Source organism: Bacillus sp. JK106, assembly GCF_053663355.1.
Map to the genome: position 1 here is coordinate 213,495 of NZ_JBSJQC010000002.1, position 21,710 is coordinate 235,204.

The following is a 21,710-nucleotide window of genomic DNA, read 5'->3' on the forward strand; positions in this document are numbered from 1 at the left end:
GAAATAAAATATTCTGACATCCGAACCGATATATAACTATAGAAAAAAACAAAAGGAGAGTTTCAATGAGAAAAATGGCGATATTTGCGGCTGTACTGCTGCTTGCGCTCAGCACGGCGGGATGTGCCGGCAAATCCGAGGAGACGGCGGCCGAAAAAACGAAAACAATCGGCATCATGCTGACAGACAACGGCCTCGGCGACCAATCATTTAATGATTCAGGCTTTCAAGGTTTGATGAAAGCAAGAGACGAGCTCGGCATCACATTTGATTACAGAGAAATAAAAGACACCGGTACGTACGAAAAAGGACTGACCCAGCTTGTCCGGGAAGGCAATGATGTTGTTGTGGGGCTCGGTTACAGCATGCAGGCGGATTTAGAAAAGGTCGCCAAAAAATATCCGAAGCAGCGGTTTGTGCTGATTGATTCCGTATCAGACCTGGATAATGTCACCTCCGTCACGTTTAAAGAGGATGAAGGAAGCTTCTTAGCCGGAGCGCTGGCGGCTATGACGAGCAAAACCGGCACGATCGGATTTATCGGCGGTTCAGATGCCGATGTCATTAAACGGTTTAAGAAAGGCTATCTGAAAGGCGCGGAATCAGTCAAACCGAACATCCGCGTGCTGTCGGAAATCAGCGGTACGTTTGATGATGATAAGCTCGGGAAGCGCATCGCCCAAAACATGATCCGAAAAAAAGCCGATGTCCTGTTTACGGCGGCCGGCTTCACGGGTGTCGGCGCACTGAAAGAAGCGGAGGCGCGAAAAGTATACGCCATCGGTGTTGACAGCGATCAATATTACACCGCCGAGCACGCCGTTATCTCTTCTTTAGTGAAAAACGTCGACCATGTCATCTATGAATTGGCGAAAGATTTAAAAGACAACAAGGAGATCAAAAGCGGTGAGATCGTTTACGGACTGAAGGAAAACGGCATGGACTTAGCCAAGATCAGAGTTGTCAAAAACGCAGGCGGGCTGACGAAAAAGATCACGGATATGAAAAACAGTCTGATTGAAAAAGGAGGCGATCTGAAGTGACATTACGGACAAGGCTGCTCGTTAACGCAGCCGTTACGATGATTTGCTTCGCCGCCGTCATCGGCTTTACCATCGTAAACATGATGAAGATTCAGGCTTCAAATGAAGATGAAGTGGACGCGCTGTTAAACGTCCAGGAAGCAAAAGCCGACCTTAATACGTTAAAAGAAAGCATCACCGGCTATTCCTATACGCTCGCAGACGCCCAGAAAGAAGATGTACGAAGCTATATGAAAAGCAGCTCAGACAAACTGGCGGCGCTCAAAAAAACGATGAGGGACGATGCGGACAAAGCCGCTTATGACAAACTCGCCAAAAAATACGAATCATGGCAGGCGGAGGCGGACGCTGCCCTTGATTCGAAAAGCCCGGCTGAAGCGACAAGGACGGCGGCCCGCATCAACGGTCTCCTGAATGATATTTATATGCTGAATCTGAAAAGCCGGGATCACTATGAAGACATGCAGAAGCAGACGGCTGACCAGATTCAGTTTATCGTTTACAGCGCAGCCGTGCTGACCATCGTGATACTTGCCGTCACCGTCATATCTTCCATCAGGCTGACGAAGAGAATTGCAGGGCCGATCCGCCGCATGGCTGAAAATGCCCGCCGTATTGCAGGAGGGCACCTTGCTGTTGAAATGCTTGATTATAAAGGGAAGGACGAACTGAAAGAGCTGAATGACTCATTCGGAATGATGGCTGAACAGCTCCGCACCTTAATTCAGGCGATCGGAGAGGTCGGCCGTGAAGTCGAGACTTTTGCGGAAGGTTTGACGAAGGAAAACCAGACGCTGAAGGACATGACCGAGCAGGTGTCCGTATCGACGGAAGAAATGGCGCAAGGCTCCCAAACCATTTCAGAAGATCTGCAGCATGCGGTGCAATTCATTGAACAAATGGATGATCATTCAAAGGCGAACGCCGAACGTTCAAAACAAACGACGAGAAGCAGCGAAGAGACGATTGCTGCGGTGGCTGCGGGGCGAGGTGCTTTAGCCGAGACCAAGCAAGCCATTGATAAAAGCAATGAGACATCAAAAGAGATTTCCGAAGCCGCCGATCTCTTCATAGAGCATGCGGCAGGCATCAGTATGATGGCGCAGACCGTTTCCGACATTGCGGGCCAGACCAATCTGCTGTCCTTAAACGCCGCAATCGAGGCGGCCAGAGCAGGCGAGGCCGGAAAAGGATTTGCCGTCGTTGCCGAGGAGATACGGAAGCTCGCAGACGGATCAGCCAAAGCGACCGCGCAGATTTTCGATATGGTAAAGCAAATTGAAGACGGCATCACATCCATTACCGGAGCTGTCACGACCGGCGTCGCTTTAGCGGACAGACAGCAGGAGCTGATGGAGAAAACGTCAGAATCATTCGCCCATATTGAACAAAAAGCCGCCCATATTAAGGCGGAGCTTACTCAATTGGACGGACGGATCATCGAATCGAAACAGCTTGGTGAGCAAGTGCTGCATCATGCAGAAAGCATCAGCGCCGTCGTTCAGGAAACGGCTGCAGGAAGCGAAGAGATTTCTGCCTCCGCGCTTGAGCAGCTGTCTTCTTTTCATAAAATGGCGGAAAGCGTCAATAATCTGGTGAGCCTGACAGAGCGGTTAAATGATCAGGTCCGCCGGTTTACTTTGTAACAGACATCCGTGCGCAAAAAACAGCCCTCTTTCTTCTAAGACAAGAGGGCTGTTTTGCTTTTACAGATGGTCCGGTTTTTTGGAATTCTGGTTTTTTCCCGCCTGCCGGTTTTTTTCGGCAAGCCGGTTCTTTTTCTGATTTACGGCGTTATTGTCCAACGGTTTTTTGTCATCATCTTTCATGCGGCAAAGCCTCCCTTCTGTCCGTTAGGATGCCCGCCCGCATTGAAATTATGGCTTCAGGAAAAAAATCGCGAGCGTGCCCGGCCCGGAGTGGGCGCCGATCGCAGAGCCGATTGAATGAAGAATGATCTCTTTCGGATGGAACGCTTCTTCAATCATTTCCTTCATCCCAATCGCTGTCTCTTCATTATCTGCATAGCTGATTCCCACGGTTTGATCTGCCCAATCGCCGCCTTCTTCCTTCATCATTTCTATAATCCGTTTAAACAGTTTCTTCTGTCCGCGCAATTTTTCGAGCGGCACGAGCCTGCCGTCATCCACATGCAGAATCGGTTTGATGTTCAAAAGCCCCCCGACAAAAGCGGACGTTTTTGAAATTCTGCCGCCCCGCGCGAGATAGGCGACGTCATCGACCGTAAATATATGTTTCATCCGTGCGCAAAAGTTCTTTACAGACGTTTCGATTTCTTGTATTGTATTCCCGTTAACACAGAGTGTTTGCGCGTGCATCACCGCGAGGCCGCAGCCCAGTGAAGCGCATTTGGAATCTACAATCCGTAAATCAAAATCGGGAAATTCCTCTTTTACTTCATTGGCGATCATTACGGCCGTCTGATAGGTGCCGGAAAGACCTGAGGAAAAGGCGATGTATATCGCCGGTTCTCCCAGTTCTGCGTATTGTAAAAATACTTTTTTTATCGTATCCGGTGATGCCTGGGATGTTTTCGGAACTTTCCCGTCCCGCATCGCTTGAAAGATATGATCCGCCTGAATGGTGACCGCGTCCTCATATTCGTTTCCGTCAAGTGTTACGTGCAGCGGAATGAACCCGATCCGGTTTTCTTCAATATAAGATTTCGGCAGGTCAGAGGCGCTGTCAGCAATAAGGTGAACTGTCATCATAATTCCCTTCTTTCCGGTTGGTGAGAGTATGCCAACTATATCATATAAATTTGGCAAAATAGTGTTCAAAACTTTATTTTAAGGGAAAAGCTAATAATGAAAATGAGCGGAGGAGCAAGCCATGGTACTAGAACAAGTAAAAAAATTAGCAATCGTCGTCATCGGCGCGTTTCTGTATGCGGCGGGACTGAATTTATTCCTGATACCGGCGAATGTATATGCCAGCGGTTTTACCGGTGTCGCCCAGCTGCTGTCAAGCGTCGTTGATCAATACGCCCCCTTTTATATTTCGACAGGAGTTCTCATGTTCCTCTTAAACATTCCCATCGGTGTGTTAGGGTGGCTGAAAGTCGGCAGATCATTCACCGTATACAGCATATTAAGCGTAGCGCTGACGTCCGTCTTTATGGGGATTCTCCCGGAAATGAGACTGTCACACGATATTCTTCTGAATACCGTATTCGGAGGAGTCATCTCAGCTATCGGCATCGGTTTAACGCTGAAATTCGGCGCTTCGACAGGCGGTCTTGATATCGTGTCGATGGTGCTGGCCAAATGGAAGGATAAACCGGTCGGCACATATTTCTTCATTTTGAACGGGATTATCATTTTGACGGCAGGATTATTGCAAGGATGGGAGAAAGCATTATATACCCTTGTCGCTCTGTATGTCACAACAAGGGTGATTGACGCCATTCACACGCGCCACATGAAACTGACCGCCATGATCGTTACAAAAAAAGCTGATGAAATCAAAGAAGCGATTTACGGGAAAATGGTCCGAGGCATTACGACGGTGCCGGCAAAAGGCGCTTACACAAACGAACAGAAAGAAATGATGATCATCGTCATCACGCGGTACGAATTGTATGACCTTGAGAAAATCGTGAAAGAAGTCGACCCGAAAGCCTTCACAAACATCGTGCAAACGACGGGGATCTTTGGTTTCTTCAGAAAAGACTGATAGGAGCGGATAGAATGAAGTGGCTGTTTGGCCTGTTATTGCCGGTCATTTTATTGATCGGATGCAGCAGTCAATCCGGGCAGAAGGAGCCCGCTGAGGAGGTATCCGGAGAGATGAATGAACAGCAAGCGGAATTAGCCGTAAATCCTGTGCAGACGGATCAGCAGATCGAATTTCAAATGTCTTTAAAAAACAAAAGCGAAAGCCCGATCGATTTCACATTCAGCTCAGGGCAGAAATTCGAACTGACCGTACATGACCAACATCACAAAGAACTGTACCGCTATTCAAAAGACAAAATGTTTACTCAGGCGTTTCAGACCGTGACCTTAATGCCGAATGAAACGTATGACTTTTCAGATGTGTGGAAGAACGTGCCCGGTCCGGGAACATACACGGTGACGGTGACGTTTTTAGGGAAGTCCGATCAGATCGGAAAAAGACTGAAAACGGTAAAAACATTTGAAGTAAAATAAAAAAGCGGCGCCCTCATCTCAAACGGGGCGCCTTTTTTTATTGCAATTTCTCCAGCTGATCCTGAAATTGGTGCAGCTGCTGACGTTCTGCATCCGTCGAATTGGCGTACGCGGAAGACACGGCATTTTTGGCGCGTGAGACAGCTTTTTCCTGGTCGCCGTCCTCGAAACCGTTAGCAATCATGATGGCCTGCTGGACAAATGACTTGGCTTGAGAAAACAGTTCGTTTCTCATTAAAAGTCAACCTGCCTTTCAGCCGAATCTTTTGCTGCATCATGCTGTGCTTCCTCTAATGTAGACCGATATGGAAATCTTGCGTCATGAAGACTGACAGAGTCCTTGCCTTGCTGAATAAACCGTTTTGATTTGTTTCGTTTACCCATTGCAATGTCCCCCTTCCATATTTAGACGAGATGAGTCGTCTGTTTTAGTATGGGCGGAAGGCTTTGTGTTATGAGCGGGAAAACCTCACAGGGAGAAATAGGATTTTAAAAATTCGGCGATTCCGTCCGCTTCATTTGAACCCGTGACGCGATCGGCGGCCTGTTTGACTTCATCCGTGCCGTTTCCCATCGCTACGCCGCACCCGGCAAATCGGAGCATTTCAAGATCGTTGTCTTCGTCGCCGAACGCGATGATCCGTTCTCTCGGCACTTGGTAATAGTCGCTGATTTTCTTCAGGCCGACCGCTTTATTCATCCCGTGTTTAATAATTTCAATCACATGCCAAGGAGCCGCCCATCTTCTGTGGTCAATGACCTCGGCGTGCACATCGGATAAATGCGCGCGTATGTCCGCGACGTCCTCTTCCTTCGCGTGAATCAATACGGACGTCACATCCTCTTTGACCGTTTCGCGCAGATCGCCGAATGTGACATTCGCCGTATTCATATGAAACGCCTCAATTAAATGCTCATCATGATAATGGAAGTACACATCATCAATGATCTCAGCGAGCACATTATGTATTTGGTAGGTCTCTGTAAGTTCGGCAAGCTGTCTGACCACATCGACAGATAAAGACGTGTGGTAGCGTCCCCATGACTCGTCTTTCGGGTGGTGGACAAACGCTCCGTTAAAATTGACAATCGGCGTTGTCAGCCCAAGCTCGTCATAATACATCGAACTGGAACGGAAAGGGCGGCCGGTTGAGATGCAGACATGATGGCCCGCTTCTTTCAGCGTCTGAATCGTCCGTGCCGTTTCAGGGGAAATGGTTTTATCATCTTTTAATAAGGTTCCATCCAGATCTAAGGCGATGAGGTAAGGTTTTGTCTCCATAAATAACTCCTTTTGTCATATAATTTGCTGTTTTTCTCTTATGTACAGTGTAGCTTTTTACCATCTTTATTGTCTACATGTTACACTTATGATTATGGTTATCCTAAGGAGGGAGTCAACGTGATTCTTATTGATCATCAAACCGTATCAGGCATTCCGTTTTTACATATTGTAAAAGAAGAAAATCGGGACCGTCCCGCTCCCCTTGTTTTCTTTATTCACGGTTTTACAAGCGCGAAGGAGCATAATCTTCATTTCGCTTACCTGCTTGCTGAAAAGGGTTTCAGAGCCGTGCTGCCGGAAGCTCTTTACCACGGTGAACGCGCTGAACGGCTGTCAGCAGAAGAGCTCGCTGTCCATTTTTGGGACATTGTCTTAAATGAAATCGAAGAGCTTGACGTGCTGAAAAAGGATTTTGAAGCGCGCGGTCTGATTGAAGACGGGCGGATCGGTCTTGCGGGGACGTCAATGGGCGGAATTACGACATTCGGCGCGATGGCTGCGTATGATTGGGTCAAAGCCGGCGTCAGTCTGATGGGAAGCCCGAACTATACGGCATTTTTTCAGCAGCAGATTGACCACATTCAAAAGCAGGACATCGACATTGACGTCACAAAAGAACAGGTCGATGAACTGTTTGCGCGGCTCAAACCGTTCGATCTCAGTCTGGAACCGGAAAAACTCCGCAGCCGCCCGCTGCTGTTCTGGCACGGCGTTCAAGACAAAGTCGTTCCGTATGCACCGACCCGCGGCTTTTATGAAACGATTAAACCTCATTACAGCAGCCGGCCCGACCATCTTCAGTTTCTGAAAGACGAACGGGCTGATCATAAAGTCCCGAGATATGCCGTTTTAGAAACCGTCGCCTGGTTCGATAAGCATTTATAAAGCACAAAGGTGTTAACAAAACCCGCTTTTACGTTATACTGAGGAAAAAGGAGTGATGGAACGTGGAAGAAGCATTAAAAGAAAACATCATGGGCGCCTTGGAGCAGGTTGTTGACCCTGAGCTCGGCGTCGATATCGTCAATCTCGGCCTTGTATACGACGTTGATATGGATGACGACGGCCTGACGCACGTTACGATGACACTGACATCAATGGGGTGCCCGCTCGCTCCGATCATCGTCGACGAGGTGAAAAAAGCGCTCGCCGACATTCCGGATGTAAAAGAGACGGAAGTCCACATCGTCTGGAATCCGCCGTGGACAAGAGACAAAATGTCACGCTACGCAAAAATCGCATTAGGGATTCAGTAATAAGAAAATGCACCTCGGATTTTAGGTACATCCTAAAATCCGAGGTGCTTTTCTTTTGTCTGCATATAAGCGACAGTGAGGGCTTGTTTTGGATTGCAAACAAACCCTCATATATAAAATTTCATATGAGGTTTATCTTTTTTGTAATAGGACAGTCTGTCTTGGAGTGTACCTGTGTGGAATTCAAATTTATGTCCATCGGGATCAGTAAAATAAATTGACTTTTGATCTTGCTTATCCCTAGGACGCCCATTTAATATATTTACATTTAGATTTTTAACCTTTGATGTATTGCATCAAAATCTTTTGGGTCAATTGTAAAGGCTGTATGCGTATAGGATTTATGTATTTCATTTCTTGGTATATCCGCCTCTAAGTTAAGTGCAAGCCAAAGCCCGTTCAGATCAAAATATGCTGTCTTTTGTCCTTTAACCAGAAGTTGTGCATGAAATACTTTCTCATAAAATTCTATTGATTTTTCCAAATCTGAAACAGAAAAAAGAAGATGATTGATCCCTTTTATGTTCATTTTTCCCACCTCATTTAACATCTTTGTTTTAAACAATCCCTTTGGTAATACATCTGTATATATATCGATTATATACTGACTAAAAATCATTTTTAGGGATTTCTGTGTATTTTTTATGCCCGGTGTTTTCCGGATGACCGTTTTGAACTGTACTAAACATGATTCTGCCGGGGCCCGTTTTGTCTGCTTTGTCGCTGCAGACCGGCGTGCGGAAAGAAGGGCAAGTCACTAAAAAAACCAAGTTTCCCGCCATTCGGGGGTTTTTGCGGTATCGGGTTAAAAAGGAAAAAAACGGACGGAGGCATGATATAATAGACCGGCTGCATGCGAGGGAGGAACCCATGAAGAAAAAATTACTTCTCATTATCCTTAGCATTCTTGTTTATACGGCGCTGTTCGCTGTTTCCGCCTTTCACAAAGAGCCGGAGCGGCAGGCAGGGACAATGACGGATGTCAGCCGTCTCATGCCCGTGAAAATTAAGCAGACGGTCAAAGGAAAAGAGAAAGAAACATTGGTCGAAACGATTAAGGAAGCAAAGAGAAAGCATCTGAAGATCTCAATCGCAGGCGCCCAGCACTCAATGGGCGGCCAGACGTATTATGAAGACGGTATCGTTCTCGACATGACGGGCTACAACAAAATACTCGGTCTCGACCGAAAGAAAAAAATCATCAGAGTGCAGGCGGGAGCGACGTGGAATGATATTCAGCGCTATGTCAATCCGTACGGGCTCGCGGTAAAAGTCATGCAATCGCAAAACATTTTTACGATCGGGGGCTCACTGAGCGCCAACGCCCACGGCCGGGATATCCGGTACGGTTCGCTGATTGATACGGTCAAATCGTTTCATCTTTTAAAGGCGGACGGCAAAGTCATCACCGTTACTCCGAAAGATGACCTGTTTTCAGCCGTCATCGGCGGCTACGGCCTGTTCGGGGTCATCCTTGACGCGGATATTGAGCTGACGGATGATGAGCTTTATGAAATGAAAACGAAACGCATGAACGCTGATACATACAGTCAATATTTTACGCAGCATGTTCAGCGCAACCCCGCCGTGCGCATGCATCTCGCGCGGATCGCAACAGGGGATAAAGGCTTTTTACACGATATGTATGTGACTGATTACACACTCTCAGACAACCAGAAAGAATTAAAGCGGCACAATGAACTGAAAGAAGATGAGCATCCGGCGCTGACGAAATTCGCGCTCGGCCTCTCCCGCCGGTATGACTGGGGAAGAAATTGGTTCTGGTCCACCCAGCAGTCTTATTTTCTCAGCCAAAACGGCGTGAAAGTCTCCAGGAACAATGTCATGCGGTCAGAATCGAAGTTTTTGGAATATGAAAACACGGACAACACCGACGTGCTTCAAGAATACTTCGTGCCCGTCGGCGAATTTGCGCCGTACATTCATGATTTACGCAAGACGCTGTCACATGAAGAGCTCAATCTCGTAAATATTACGATCCGCTACGTGCAAAAAAATGAAAAAGCCGATCTGTCATACGCAAAGGAAGACATGTTTTCACTCGTTCTTTTAATCAATGAAGGGTTTTCAAAAGACAGCCAGGCGAGTACAGCGCGGATTGTCAGAAAAATGACGGATACGGCATTGTGCCACCGCGGCAGTTATTATCTGCCGTATATGCTGTATCAAACGAAAGAGCAGATGCGCGAGGCATATCCGAAAAGCGATATGTTCTTTCAGAAAAAACACAAATATGATCCCGATGACTTGTTTATGAATTATTTTTATCAGAGGTACAAATCATGAAACACAACCATTTAAAATGGCTGATCCTGTCTCAGAGCAGTGTCTTTTTTGCCGGCAGCCTGATCTTTCCGTTTTATATTTTATTTATTAAAAACATCGGTTCCAGCTACACGCAATTCGGTCTCTCATACGGCTTGTTCGGCCTGAGCGGCGCATTGATTCATCCGCTGCTCGGCCGGCTGTCGGCAAGACTGGATCCCCGCTGGTTCCTGATGGCGAATTCGTGGGGGATGGCGGTGCTTCTTCTGACGCTCCCGCATATTACCGGCGTGCACCAGGTTTATGTTGTGCAGGTGCTTTTGGGCCTCTTCGGCGCCATGCAAAAACACGGCGAGAAAATCATGATCGCCGATTACACCGACGGCGGGGAGCGGGGGAAAAAAGTCGGCAGCTATCATTTCTGGACGGCCGTATTTTCCGCTGCCGCCATTATTCTCGGCGGGTTTCTCGCTGATTTCTTTACGGTTTATATTATTTTTTACGCCAGCTCCGTGCAGTTTTTTATAAGCGGGCTGATGATGCTGAAAAAAACAGACTGATCCGATCAGCCTGTTTTTCTTATGAAACCCCCTCGATCGAGAGGGGGTTTTTTGTCAGCGAAAACCGATGGAAAATGAATGAAAAAATATTAAATATACAATTGAATTAATTTTTATTCATGTTATAATGTTAAATAATTTCACAAAAACCAAGAAGGTGAACCCGTTGAAAATAGGTATTATAGGCGCGACTGGTTATGGAGGCGCCGAACTTGTCAGGATTCTTAACCATCACCCTTATACAGAAGATTGTATATTATATTCATCGAGCGACGAAGGGAAAGAATATGCCGCTTCATATCCGCATTTGAGGAATATAGCGTCACAATCACTTCAGCCGCTTCATATAGAAACGATTCGAAACGAAATTGATGTCATGTTTATAGCCGCGCCGCCCGGCGTTTCCGGAGAGTGGTCGCCCAAGCTGGCGGAGGCGGGCATCCCGGTCATTGATCTATCCGGTGATCTGCGGATTCAAAACCCGGCCGTGTATGAAAAGTGGTATAAGCGGAAGGCCGCGCCGAAAGGAACGCTTCAAAGCGCGGTTTACGGTTTAGCCGAACTGCAAAAAGAAGAGATTCAGACTGCTAAGCTGATTGCCAATCCGGGATGTTTTCCGACGGCTGTGCTGCTCGGGCTCGCCCCGCTGGCGAAAAATAAGCTTTTACAAGATTCATTTCTGATTGTTGATGCGAAAACAGGCGTATCCGGTGCCGGCCGAAAAGCATCCATGGGCACTCATTATTCTGAGCTGAATGATAATTTCAAAATTTATAAGGTTAATGAGCATCAGCATACTCCGGAAATTGAACAGCAATTGGCGGCATGGCAGCCCGGCACAGGCCCGATCACGTTTTCCGCTCATTTGGCGCCGATGACAAGGGGCATTATGGCGACGATGTACACGGAGGCCCCTCCGGGTATGTCTGCTGCACAGGTAAGAGAATTGTATTCCGAATTCTACAAAGATTCATATTTTGTCAGAATCAGGCCGGAAGGTGAATTTCCGGCGACGAAAGAGGTATACGGCAGCAATTTTTGTGATATCAGTGTCACCGTGGATGAGAGAACAAACCGTGCCACCATCGTTTCTGTCATAGATAATCTGATGAAAGGCGCCGCAGGGCAGGCGGTTCAAAATTTAAATATCATGAATGGCTGGCAGGAAGAAACGGGACTTACGATGACGCCAGTCTATCCATAGAACGAAAGAGGGATTCGAAAATATGATTCAGCTGAGTGAGGAAATCACGAAAATAAAAGGCGGCGTATCCTCGCCGAAAGGGTTTGAGGCAAAGGGCGTCCACTGCGGTCTGCGCTATTCAAAAAAAGATCTCGGAGCGATTATCAGCGAAGCGCCTGCAGTCAGTGCGGCGGTATATACGCAGAGCCATTTTCAGGCAGCGCCCTTGAAAGTGACGCAAGAGAGCTTAAAAAAAGAGGCCGTGCTTCAGGCGGTTATCGTCAACAGCGCGATTGCCAATGCCTGTACGGGAGACCAAGGATTAAAGGACGCCTATGAAATGCGGGACGGCTTCGCGAGCCAGCTCGGCATTGAGCCGGAGCTTGTTGCGGTTTCGTCAACCGGGGTGATCGGCGAGCTTTTAGACATGAAAAAAATTCAGGCGGGCATTGAACAGCTCGGTCAAGCGCCGTCAGTGTCCGGAGCATTTGAAGAAGCCATTTTGACGACGGATACAGTGACGAAACAGACGTGTTATGAACTGGTGATCGGCGGAGACATCATCACGATCGGCGGAGCGGCGAAAGGCTCCGGCATGATCCACCCCAACATGGCGACAATGCTCGGCTTTGTCACAACGGACGCGGCCGTGGAAGAACAGGCGCTCAAAAACGCGCTCAGAGAGATTACGGATGTTTCATTTAACCAAATCACCGTTGACGGAGAAACATCGACGAATGACATGGTGCTTGTGATGGCGAACGGCTGCGCGGGGAATGATTGCCTGACGGAGCAGCACCCTGACTGGCCGGCATTTAAAAAGGGGTTAAAGCTTGTATGCGAAGACCTTGCCAAAGATATTGCCAGAGACGGTGAAGGAGCGACGAAATTAATTGAAGCCAGAGTCGAAGGCGCGAAAAATAACCTTGAGGCGAATATTATCGCCAAAAAAATCGTCGGCTCAAGCCTTGTGAAGACCGCCGTTTACGGCACTGACGCCAACTGGGGGCGTATCATCGGCGCCATCGGGCACAGTGCGGCAAGTGTAACGGCCGAACAAGTGGAAGTTTTCCTCGGCGGTCAGTGTCTGTTTAAACACAACGAACCTCAGCCGTTTTCGGAAACTGATGCCAAGGAGTACTTATCAGGTGATGAAATTACGATTGCAGTCCGCCTGCAGGAAGGCTCCGGCAGCGGCCGGGCATGGGGCTGTGACTTAACCTATGATTATATCAAAATCAATGCGAGCTATCGCACATAGCAAAGGGGAGCGGCATGAAGAAAACCATCGTTTTTAAGTGCGGCGGCAGTGTAATCCGCGAGTTATCCGCCGATTTTTTTCAAAATGTAAAAGAGCTTATGCAATCGGGCTGGAACCTTGCCGTCGTGCATGGAGGCGGCCCGGACATTTCAAGAATGCTGAAAACATTGCAGATTGAAACGGAATTTGTCGATGGACAGCGGAAAACGACCAAACCGGTGCTGGAAACAGCGGAAATGGTCTTGTCAGGGACGATCAATAAATTTTTCGTAACCGAACTCGCGAAAAACGGGCTGAAAGCCGCGGGAATATCAGGAAAGGACGGCGGTCTCCTTCAAGCATCTTACCTTAATCAAGACAAATACGGAGAAGTCGGCGAAATACAAAAAACCGATCCGTCAATCATTCACGCATTAATGAAAGAAGCCATCATTCCCGTTATCGCTCCGCTTTCCATGACAAGTGATTTCGAAACGCTGAACGTCAATGCAGACGCCGCGGCATCGGCCGTCGCTTCAGCCTTACACGCCGATAAACTTTTATTTGTCACGGATGTCGAAGGAATTATGGACGGAGAGAACAGGCTGGATACTTTGACGCCGCAAGAGATTCAGGCCCTCATCGATGACGGCGTGATTTCAGGAGGGATGATTCCGAAGGTAAACTCGGCATTATCGGCACTGAGTGAAGATGTCGCGGAAGTGATGATCGTAAACGGAAAAGGAGCGTTTTTCACCAATCAAGTCTTCCGAGGAACAAAAATCGTCAAAGAAAAGGAGAGCGTGTCATGAGCAGCCTATTTCAAACCTACAGCCGCTGGCCTATCGATATTAAAAAAGCGAAAGGGACAATCGCAGAGGATGAAAACGGAAAAACGTATCTCGATTTTATTCAGGGCATCGCCGTTTCCAATCTCGGCCATTGTCATGATGCGGTGACAGAAGCGGTGAAAGAACAGCTTGACAGCGTATGGCACGTTTCCAATCTGTTTGAAAATGATCTTCAGGAAAAAGCCGCGGCAAAGCTTGCCGGACATAGCGAGGGGGATCTCGTTTTCTTCTGCAACAGCGGAGCCGAAGCGAATGAAGGCGCCATTAAGCTTGCCCGTAAAGCAACGGGAAAAACAAAAATCGTAACATTCCATCAATCCTTTCACGGACGGACCTATGCGGGGATGGCCGCCACCGGACAAGACAAAATCAAGACCGGTTTCGGACCGATGCTTCAAGGCTTTCACTATCTTCCGTTCAATGATCCGTCGGCATTCAGCACGCTTTCAAAAGAGGATGATATCGCCGCCGTCATGCTTGAGACGGTGCAGGGAGAAGGGGGAGTCAATCCCGCCGATCGGGAATTCATCGAAGCCTTACAGACATTTTGCAAAGACAAACAGGCGCTGCTTATCGCAGACGAGATTCAAACCGGAATCGGCCGGACGGGCAAGGCATTCGGCTATGAGCATTTCGGCATTTCCCCGGACATTATCACTGCTGCGAAAGGGCTTGGAAACGGTTTTCCCGTCGGAGCCGTGATCGGCAAAAAGAAGCTTGGCGACGCCTTTACGCCGGGTACGCATGGTACGACTTTCGGCGGCAATAAGCTCGCCATGGCAGCTGTGAAAGCAACTTTGGACATTGTGTTTCAGCCGGACTTTCTCCAGGCGGCGGCAGACAAAGGCTCTTTTTTAAAAGCGCAGCTGAACCGTGAACTGACAGGGCCTTTTGTAAAAGAAATCCGCGGAAAAGGGTTATTAATCGGCATTGAATGCGCAGGTCCCGTGTCCGGCATCATCGGAGATCTGCAGGAACGCGGGCTTCTCGTGCTTCCGGCCGGACCGAATGTCATCAGGCTGCTCCCGCCGCTTACGGTTTCTGAAGAAGAAATGCTGTCGGCCGTCAGTATGCTGAAAGCAGCGATCGAAGCGCATTCGGCAGTGAAACGGTAATTTTTTTCAATATAAAAGTATAAAAATTCATTTTTTTAATTAATTATTCATCAAGAGGTGGGCTTTAGATGAAAGGCTATTTAGTATTGGAAGACGGAACATCATTCGGCGGTGAACTTGAAAAAGAGGCCCGCTGTGTTGGCGAAGCTGTTTTTTTCACCGGAATGACGGGCTATCAGGAAGTGCTTACAGACCCGTCATATAAGGGGCAGATTATCGTCTTTACGTATCCGCTGATCGGAAACTACGGAATTAATGAAAAAGACCTTGAAAGTAAAATTCCTCAAGTCAAGGCTGTTGCCGTCTATGAAGCGTGTGAACATTTTTCTCACCATGAAGCAGTCTCAAGCTTGAGAGAGTATTTAAATAAATGGAACGTCCCGCTCTTAACCGAAGTGGATACACGGGCCGTCGTCAAAACCATCCGCTCCGGCGGCACGATGAACGCTGCCGTGTCAACAACAGGAGAAATTCCCGCAGCATCCGGAACACAAAACCCGGCGGAGCTGGCGCAGTCTGAAGACATCACTTCAATGGGGAACGGAGACCGGCATATTGCGCTGATTGATTTCGGTTATAAAAAATCAATCGCCTCGTCACTTGTAAAGCGCGGCTGTAAAGTAACGGTCATTCCGTATCAGCAGATGGATGCCGTTTATGACATTCAGCCTGACGGAATCGTGCTCTCAAACGGCCCGGGCGACCCGAAAGCGATTGCGCCGTACATGAACCGGATTACATCTTTACTCAGTGATTTCCCCGCACTCGGCATTTGCCTCGGGCATCAGCTGATTGCCCTGGCTTTCGGAGGAAATACGTATAAGCTGCCGTTCGGCCACAGGGGTGCCAACCATCCCGTCATTGACCGGAAAACGAAACGGGTGTTTATGACAAGCCAGAACCACAGCTATGTCGTCGATGAAGCGTCAATTGACGAAAACGAACTATCGATCAGATTTCATCATGTCAATGATACATCAGTGGAAGGGCTCATTCATAAGCGCCTTCCCGTATTAAGCGTCCAGTTCCACCCTGAAGCTCACCCCGGACCGGCTGAGAGCGAGTGGATATTTGATGAATTTCTAGAGAAAGTGATACCAGCAAGGAGAGAAATCGCTCATGCCTAAAGATACAACCATTTCCAGCATATTAGTCATCGGCTCCGGCCCCATCATCATCGGCCAGGCGGCAGAATTTGATTATTCAGGAACGCAGGGCTGCATGGCTCTGAAAGAAGAAGGATACCGCGTTATTCTAGTCAATAACAACCCGGCAACGATTATGACGGATGAGGCGTTTGCCGATGAAATATATTTTGAACCGCTCACAACCGACAGCATCGAGGCCATTATTGAAAAAGAAAAACCCGACGGTCTGCTTGCCAATTTGGGCGGCCAGACGGCATTGAATTTAGCCGTTAAGCTTGAAGAAGCAGGCGTGCTGAAGAAGCATCACGTCAAGCTCTTAGGAACATCGGTGGAAACCATTCAAAAAGGCGAAGACCGGGAGCAGTTCCGCGCTCTGATGAAAGAGCTCGACCAGCCCGTTCCGGAAAGCGAAATCGTCGATAACGAAGAAGACGCCCTCCGCTTCGCTGAGTCTATCGGATTTCCGGTTATTCTGAGACCGGCGTACACGTTAGGCGGAAAGGGAGGCGGAATCGCGAAAACGAAAGAAGCGTTTCAGATGCTTATTAAACAGGCGCTGTTAGCAAGCCCGATCAGCCAATGCCTCGTCGAAAAAAGCATTGCCGGATTTAAAGAAATCGAATATGAGGTCATGCGCGACAGCAATCATACATGCATCACCGTCTGCAATATGGAAAACATCGATCCCGTCGGCGTGCATACAGGAGACTCTATCGTCGTCGCACCGTCCCAGACGTTAACGGATGAAGAATATCAGATGCTGCGTTCCGCAAGCCTGGCGATAATTTCGGCGCTGGATGTGGTCGGCGGCTGCAACATTCAATTTGCGCTGGATCCGTTCAGCAAACAGTACTATGTCATTGAAGTGAACCCGCGTGTCAGCCGTTCATCGGCCCTCGCGTCAAAAGCAACCGGCTACCCGATTGCCAAAATGGCGGCGAAACTTGCCGTCGGCTATACGCTCGACGAACTGAAAAATCCGCTGACGGGCTCTACTTATGCAAGCTTTGAACCGGCGCTTGATTATGTCATCGTCAAATTCCCGCGCTGGCCGTTTGATAAATTTAAACATGCCGACCGCACGCTCGGAACGAAGATGAAAGCGACGGGAGAGGTCATGGCGATCGAAAGAAATATGGAAGCGGCCATTCAAAAAGCGGCGGCCTCCCTTGAACTGAAAACGATCGGCACCCGCCTGCCTGAACTCGGCGGCTGTACGATCAATCAGCTGTGGGAATTAGCGGTAACGCCGGATGACCGGAGATTTTTCGTCGTCATGGAACTGTTAAGCCGCGGTGAAACGATAGAAGATATCCATGCCAAAACGAAAATTGACCCGTTTTTTCTCCATGTATTCCGAAATATCATCACATTGGAAAACAAGCTGATGGAAGAAGGGGATCATCTGTCTGTCCCGCTTTTAAAGCAGGCGAAGGTAAAAGGCTTCACGGATGTCATGATCGCATCTCTCACGGGAAAAACGGAAGAAGACATCCGTGCTCTCAGAAAGAAATCAGGCATCGTCCCGTCGTTTAAAATCGTAGATACATGCGCCGCTGAATTTGATGCCAAGACGAATTATTTCTACTCCACCTACCTTGGGGAAAGCGACGGAGATGTCAGCCGAAAAGAGAAAAAACGCGCTCTCATCATCGGCTCAGGCCCGATCCGCATCGGTCAGGGAGTGGAATTTGATTACAGCGCCGTCCACGGCGTCCTGACCCTGCAAAAGCTGGGATATGAAACGATTATGATCAATAACAATCCGGAAACAGTAAGCACGGATTATGAAATCGCCGACCGGCTTTACTTTGAACCGCTGACGACAGAACATATTTTAAACGTGGCGGAACATGAAAACATTGATTTTGCCATCGTCCAGTTTGGGGGACAGACCGCGATCAATGCCGCTGAACCGCTGGAAAAAGCGGGCATTCCGCTGCTCGGAACATCCTTTGAAACCCTTGATGCGCTGGAGGATCGGGATCTGTTTTATCAGCTGCTTGATGATCTTGACCTCAAACATGCCAAAGGCGAAACGGCTTATTCAAAAGAAGAAGCAACGGAAAAAGCAAGCCGAATCGGCTACCCCGTGCTGATCCGTCCGTCTTATGTCATCGGGGGCATGGGCATGATCATCGTTCATTCAGAAGCGCAAATGTCAGAGCTCCTGGAAAAAGAAGCGGGCATGCCGTACCCGATTTTGATCGATCAGTACATTACAGGAAAAGAATTGGAGATCGATCTGATTTCCGACGGACATGAAGTATTCGTGCCGACTTACACAGAGCACATTGAACGGGCCGGCGTCCATTCGGGCGACAGTTTTGCGATTCTTCCGGGTCCGTCTGTCACACCTGATATGCAGCGGAATATAAAAGAGGCCGCCGAAAAAATCGCGGTAAAACTGGCTTTTAAAGGCATTATGAACATTCAGTTTGTCATTGATGACAAAGGGGATATTCTCGTTCTTGAAGTGAATCCCCGGGCAAGCCGCACGGTTCCTGTCGTGTCTAAGGTGATGGGGGTGCCGATGATCCCGCTTGCCGCCAGATTGCTGGCCGGCGCTTCCCTTAAAGACATCAAGCCCGAGGTTCAAAATCAGCACGGAACGGCAGTGAAATTCCCGGTTTTTTCTTCTCACGCCATTCAGGATGTGGACGTAAAGCCCGGGCCGGAAATGAAGTCGACCGGAGAAGGCATGTGTGTCGCGTTTGACGCAGAAAGCGCTCTGAAAAAAATCTACGCGCACGTCTGGGAGAAAAAAGGCAGCATCTATCTGGAAGGCTGTGATGCGGAATTGGAACGTCAGGCTCAAGAGGCGGGATTTACCGTATGCAAAGATGCATTCCCGGCATGGGCAGAGCGAAAGGATAAAGCGGTCCATATTAATTTCAATCACTCTGAAGAAGCGCGTAAACAACGGATCGAAGCCATGACGCACGGTGTGACGGTCTTTACTGAACCGGAAACCGTAAAGGCATTTTTAGCAAGCGGCTCCGGCAAACCTCAGCCTGTATCGCTCAAAGATCTTTATCAAAAGGAAGTGGCATCATGCACACAATAAAAGCGGAACACACATTAACCCATTTGTACGGCAAAGATTTTCTTTCATTAAAAGATGTCAGCCCGTCAGACATCAATGCGCTTCTGACAGAAGCTTCATTATTAAAACAACATCCGATACAGCCGATTTTCCAAGGGAAAACATTGGCGATGATTTTTGAAAAATCTTCAACCCGCACACGTGTGTCTTTTGAAGCGGGAATGGCCCAGCTCGGAGGAACGGGACTATTTCTTTCAAGCAGCGACCTGCAGCTTGGGCGGGGGGAGACGGTCGCGGATACGGCGAAGGTGCTGTCAGGCTTCGTTGATGCCATTATGATCCGCACCTTTGAGCATGAAAAAGTCGAAGAGCTTGCTGAGCATGCAGACATTCCCGTCATAAACGGGCTGACCGACCGGTATCACCCGTGCCAGGCACTCGCGGATCTGTTAACGATACAAGAAATAAAAGGAAAATTAAAAGGAGTAAAAGTCGCCTATATCGGTGACGGAAATAATGTCGCGCATTCACTTATGATCGGCTGCGCAAAAATGGGCTGTGACATTGCGGTTGCTTCGCCGAAAGGCTATGAAGCAGAGGAAGAGGCGGTGAATGCCGCGAGAGAAGCGGCGGCTGTTTCCGGAGCGAAAATCACCCTTACCGAAAATCCGCAGGAAGCGGTGCGGGATGCAGACGTGATTTACTCTGACGTCTTCACGAGCATGGGGCAGGAGGAAGAGACGCAGCAGCGGCTGAATGTGTTTGCACCGTATCAAGTCAACGCCTCACTCGTCAGTCTCGCCAAACCCGATTATACATTTTTGCATTGCCTGCCGGCGCATCGGGAAGAAGAGGTCACGTCCGAGATTATCGACGGTCCGAACTCTGCGGTATTCCAGCAGGCGGAAAACCGGCTTCACGCGCAAAAAGCGCTCCTGAAAGCTCTTCTATACAAACAGGATGAACAAAAAAACCGCTGAATCTCATTCAGCGGTTTTTGATATTTCTCCGCATACAAGCGCATACTACATAAAAAAGAAAAAGGAGGAAATGACGTGGGACAGCAGCATCAATTCCGCCCGGGACAAAAAGCGCCGAATAACGGTGTGTACGTTGAAATCGGCGAAACGGGAAGCATGGTCAAAAACCCGCAAAAAATCAAGCTTACGGTGGGAGAAATGTTCCCTGAAACTTCAAACCACAACAGATTGTGGACGTACCAGCGAAAACCGTGAACACAAAAAAACCTGCTGAATAGCAGGTTTTTTTATTTAATGCTGGTTTGCATCCTGTTTGACAGGCATGATCTCCGCAAGAACAAAGACTAGCACCGCAATAACCACGGCAATAACGGATGATTGCTTGAAATTGTACGCCGCGCTGTTCATGGAGGCGATCAAATAACAGGCCATATGTGTTAAAAGGAACGTCCAAATAAAACCGATAACTAACCGCACGTTTCCACCTCGTCCTTCATTTTATTCTACGTTGTATCATACCATACATAAAGCGCGGGCGGAAGGTCATTTTCTCATCAAAAAGCGCGCCTGAAACTGACATGTGCCCGCCTGTCCGGCCGTCTGACGGAAAATTCGGTTCCCGTGCTTGGGATAATAGCCAAAACATAGCAGCAAATAGGAGTTTATCCGATCCGTTTTCATTCTTCTTACATATGATAGCCAATAGAGAGATTAGGAGTAAAAGGAGGCGGGCAGGCATGGGGATAACGGAAAGATTTTTCCAATTCGGATCTGAGCTGAACGTCATCCATCTGCCGTATCGGCCGAACGGCTTCTGTGTCTTTATTCTGGGGGACAGAACCCACTTTGTCAGCCGGGACTCAAGCTTTTGGCTCGAACATGAAGGGAGAAACCGGCTGTTAAATACGCTGCTTGACAGAGGGTACACCATTTTCAACAGCAATTTATACGGACGGCATTGGGGTTCGGAAAAAGCCGCCCTTTACGCCAGACAGCTGATTCATTATGTGCTGAAACAAGAAACCCTCAATCCGAAAATACATTTGCTCGCAGAAGGCATGGGCGCCCTCATCGCCGATCAATTGCTGCAGTCTTCACCGGAGCATATCCGTTCAGCCGCAATGTTAGATCCTTGTCTTGATCTTCAAGCCCATTTTGAATCAGAGAAAGAAAATAAGTTTTTTTATAAGCAGTTTCTGAGGGAAACGGCACAAAGCTTCGGTGTTTCTGAAAAAGAGGCAAGCTCACTGAGCTATCAGACCATTACCGGCTGCCGCACCCGCGTGCCGGTACATATATGGCAAAGAACGACCGGAGCGCCGTACCCGTACACCCTGCATGCGAACGCGTATAAAGAAGCCCGGGAAAAGACCGGAAGCAAGACTGATATCACGTATCACCTGCTTGAGAACCCTGCTCGTATTTACAGAGCCATCTGCCGGTTTTTCCGCAGTCATGAAAAAGACCTGTAATGAATAGAATACAACAGCCATCTCTTTTCAGAGGGCTGTTTGGCTTGTGTGTGAATGAAAAACCGGAAAGGCG

23 protein-coding genes and 1 pseudogene are annotated in these 21,710 nt (G+C 48.3%); 17 read left to right on the forward strand and 7 right to left on the reverse strand.

Annotated elements, in window-relative coordinates:
- Window positions 1-65: 65 nt before the first annotated feature.
- Window positions 66-1,043 (forward strand): BMP family lipoprotein, encoded by a 978-nt coding sequence (locus tag ACWJJS_RS06600; protein ID WP_265210065.1) that lies wholly within the window; start codon window positions 66-68, stop codon window positions 1,041-1,043.
- Window positions 1,040-2,689, forward strand: coding sequence for a methyl-accepting chemotaxis protein (locus ACWJJS_RS06605; protein WP_454023426.1), 1,650 nt, complete (start codon window positions 1,040-1,042; stop codon window positions 2,687-2,689). The genes ACWJJS_RS06600 and ACWJJS_RS06605 overlap by 4 nt, the downstream gene beginning before the upstream one ends.
- 60 nt (window positions 2,690-2,749) lie before the next feature.
- Here ACWJJS_RS06605 and ACWJJS_RS06610 read toward each other — a convergent pair whose 3' ends face one another.
- Both ACWJJS_RS06610 and ACWJJS_RS06615 read right to left on the reverse strand, forming a co-directional pair.
- On the reverse strand, window positions 2,750-2,872 hold the full coding sequence (locus ACWJJS_RS06610; protein ID WP_003155105.1) for a hypothetical protein: 123 nt from the start codon (window positions 2,870-2,872) through the stop codon (window positions 2,750-2,752).
- Between the two features lie 48 nt (window positions 2,873-2,920).
- Window positions 2,921-3,772, reverse strand: a complete 852-nt coding sequence (locus ACWJJS_RS06615; protein WP_014304769.1) for a DegV family protein — start codon at window positions 3,770-3,772, stop codon at window positions 2,921-2,923.
- 124 nt (window positions 3,773-3,896) lie between these two features.
- Between ACWJJS_RS06615 and ACWJJS_RS06620 the strand changes: the two genes are divergently transcribed.
- Window positions 3,897-4,739 (forward strand): YitT family protein, encoded by an 843-nt coding sequence (locus ACWJJS_RS06620; protein ID WP_003155101.1) that lies wholly within the window; start codon window positions 3,897-3,899, stop codon window positions 4,737-4,739.
- A 14-nt stretch (window positions 4,740-4,753) separates the two neighbouring features.
- The gene (locus ACWJJS_RS06625; protein ID WP_003155099.1) at window positions 4,754-5,215 is read left to right on the forward strand and encodes a BsuPI-related putative proteinase inhibitor; all 462 of its coding nucleotides are present in this window, start codon (window positions 4,754-4,756) and stop codon (window positions 5,213-5,215) included.
- A gap of 37 nt (window positions 5,216-5,252) precedes the next feature.
- Here ACWJJS_RS06625 and ACWJJS_RS06630 read toward each other — a convergent pair whose 3' ends face one another.
- The 3 genes from ACWJJS_RS06630 to ACWJJS_RS06640 form a co-directional block, all read right to left on the reverse strand.
- The gene (locus ACWJJS_RS06630) at window positions 5,253-5,450 is read right to left on the reverse strand and encodes a DUF3813 domain-containing protein (protein ID WP_353574859.1); all 198 of its coding nucleotides are present in this window, start codon (window positions 5,448-5,450) and stop codon (window positions 5,253-5,255) included.
- Complete coding sequence (locus ACWJJS_RS06635) at window positions 5,450-5,599, reverse strand: hypothetical protein (RefSeq protein WP_003155094.1); 150 nt, start codon at window positions 5,597-5,599, stop codon at window positions 5,450-5,452. Before ACWJJS_RS06635 ends, ACWJJS_RS06630 begins: the two co-directional genes overlap by 1 nt.
- An 85-nt stretch (window positions 5,600-5,684) precedes the next feature.
- Window positions 5,685-6,497 (reverse strand): Cof-type HAD-IIB family hydrolase, encoded by an 813-nt coding sequence (locus ACWJJS_RS06640; protein WP_039252027.1) that lies wholly within the window; start codon window positions 6,495-6,497, stop codon window positions 5,685-5,687.
- A 120-nt stretch (window positions 6,498-6,617) separates the two neighbouring features.
- Between ACWJJS_RS06640 and ACWJJS_RS06645 the strand changes: the two genes are divergently transcribed.
- Both ACWJJS_RS06645 and ACWJJS_RS06650 read left to right on the forward strand, forming a co-directional pair.
- Window positions 6,618-7,385: a prolyl oligopeptidase family serine peptidase gene (locus ACWJJS_RS06645; protein WP_077722046.1), complete on the forward strand. Its 768-nt coding sequence runs from the start codon at window positions 6,618-6,620 to the stop codon at window positions 7,383-7,385.
- A gap of 62 nt (window positions 7,386-7,447) precedes the next feature.
- Window positions 7,448-7,756 (forward strand): metal-sulfur cluster assembly factor, encoded by a 309-nt coding sequence (locus ACWJJS_RS06650; protein ID WP_003155088.1) that lies wholly within the window; start codon window positions 7,448-7,450, stop codon window positions 7,754-7,756.
- Window positions 7,757-7,863: 107 nt separating this feature from the next.
- On the opposite strand, the pseudogene fosB reads toward ACWJJS_RS06650, so the two are convergent.
- Window positions 7,864-8,285 (reverse strand): annotated as a pseudogene (gene fosB, locus ACWJJS_RS06655) (metallothiol transferase FosB).
- A 341-nt stretch (window positions 8,286-8,626) separates the two neighbouring features.
- Between fosB and ACWJJS_RS06660 the strand changes: the two are divergent.
- The 10 genes from ACWJJS_RS06660 to ACWJJS_RS06705 all read left to right on the forward strand — a co-directional run bounded on the left by ACWJJS_RS06660 (window position 8,627) and on the right by ACWJJS_RS06705 (window position 20,420).
- Window positions 8,627-10,063, forward strand: coding sequence for an FAD-binding oxidoreductase (locus tag ACWJJS_RS06660; RefSeq protein WP_454023427.1), 1,437 nt, complete (start codon window positions 8,627-8,629; stop codon window positions 10,061-10,063).
- Complete coding sequence (locus ACWJJS_RS06665; RefSeq protein ID WP_176283246.1) at window positions 10,060-10,602, forward strand: MFS transporter; 543 nt, start codon at window positions 10,060-10,062, stop codon at window positions 10,600-10,602. The genes ACWJJS_RS06660 and ACWJJS_RS06665 overlap by 4 nt, the downstream gene beginning before the upstream one ends.
- Before the next feature lie 166 nt (window positions 10,603-10,768).
- Window positions 10,769-11,806 (forward strand): N-acetyl-gamma-glutamyl-phosphate reductase, encoded by a 1,038-nt coding sequence (gene argC / locus ACWJJS_RS06670; RefSeq protein WP_265210068.1) that lies wholly within the window; start codon window positions 10,769-10,771, stop codon window positions 11,804-11,806.
- 22 nt (window positions 11,807-11,828) lie between these two features.
- Window positions 11,829-13,046, forward strand: coding sequence for a bifunctional ornithine acetyltransferase/N-acetylglutamate synthase (argJ, locus tag ACWJJS_RS06675; RefSeq protein WP_232213419.1), 1,218 nt, complete (start codon window positions 11,829-11,831; stop codon window positions 13,044-13,046).
- Window positions 13,047-13,060: 14 nt separating this feature from the next.
- Window positions 13,061-13,837: an acetylglutamate kinase gene (gene argB / locus ACWJJS_RS06680; protein WP_454023428.1), complete on the forward strand. Its 777-nt coding sequence runs from the start codon at window positions 13,061-13,063 to the stop codon at window positions 13,835-13,837.
- A complete protein-coding gene (locus ACWJJS_RS06685; RefSeq protein WP_070081616.1) occupies window positions 13,834-14,991 on the forward strand; it encodes an acetylornithine transaminase in 1,158 nt (385 codons plus the stop codon). Before argB ends, ACWJJS_RS06685 begins: the two co-directional genes overlap by 4 nt.
- A 68-nt stretch (window positions 14,992-15,059) precedes the next feature.
- Window positions 15,060-16,118, forward strand: coding sequence for a carbamoyl phosphate synthase small subunit (locus ACWJJS_RS06690; protein WP_156735205.1), 1,059 nt, complete (start codon window positions 15,060-15,062; stop codon window positions 16,116-16,118).
- A complete protein-coding gene (locus tag ACWJJS_RS06695) occupies window positions 16,111-19,206 on the forward strand; it encodes a carbamoyl phosphate synthase large subunit (protein WP_454023429.1) in 3,096 nt (1,031 codons plus the stop codon). The genes ACWJJS_RS06690 and ACWJJS_RS06695 overlap by 8 nt, the downstream gene beginning before the upstream one ends.
- Entirely contained in the window at window positions 19,194-20,165 is a 972-nt protein-coding gene (gene argF / locus ACWJJS_RS06700) for an ornithine carbamoyltransferase (protein WP_063174200.1), read from the forward strand. The genes ACWJJS_RS06695 and argF overlap by 13 nt, the downstream gene beginning before the upstream one ends.
- A gap of 75 nt (window positions 20,166-20,240) precedes the next feature.
- Window positions 20,241-20,420: a YjzC family protein gene (locus ACWJJS_RS06705; RefSeq protein ID WP_003155070.1), complete on the forward strand. Its 180-nt coding sequence runs from the start codon at window positions 20,241-20,243 to the stop codon at window positions 20,418-20,420.
- A gap of 36 nt (window positions 20,421-20,456) precedes the next feature.
- Here the strand turns inward: ACWJJS_RS06705 and ACWJJS_RS06710 are convergent, their stop codons facing one another.
- Complete coding sequence (locus ACWJJS_RS06710) at window positions 20,457-20,642, reverse strand: YjzD family protein (protein WP_032874447.1); 186 nt, start codon at window positions 20,640-20,642, stop codon at window positions 20,457-20,459.
- 260 nt (window positions 20,643-20,902) lie between these two features.
- On the opposite strand from ACWJJS_RS06710, the gene ACWJJS_RS06715 reads away from it, so the two are divergent.
- Window positions 20,903-21,637, forward strand: coding sequence for a lipase family protein (locus ACWJJS_RS06715; protein ID WP_070081619.1), 735 nt, complete (start codon window positions 20,903-20,905; stop codon window positions 21,635-21,637).
- The last annotated feature ends 73 nt before the right edge of the window (window positions 21,638-21,710 follow it).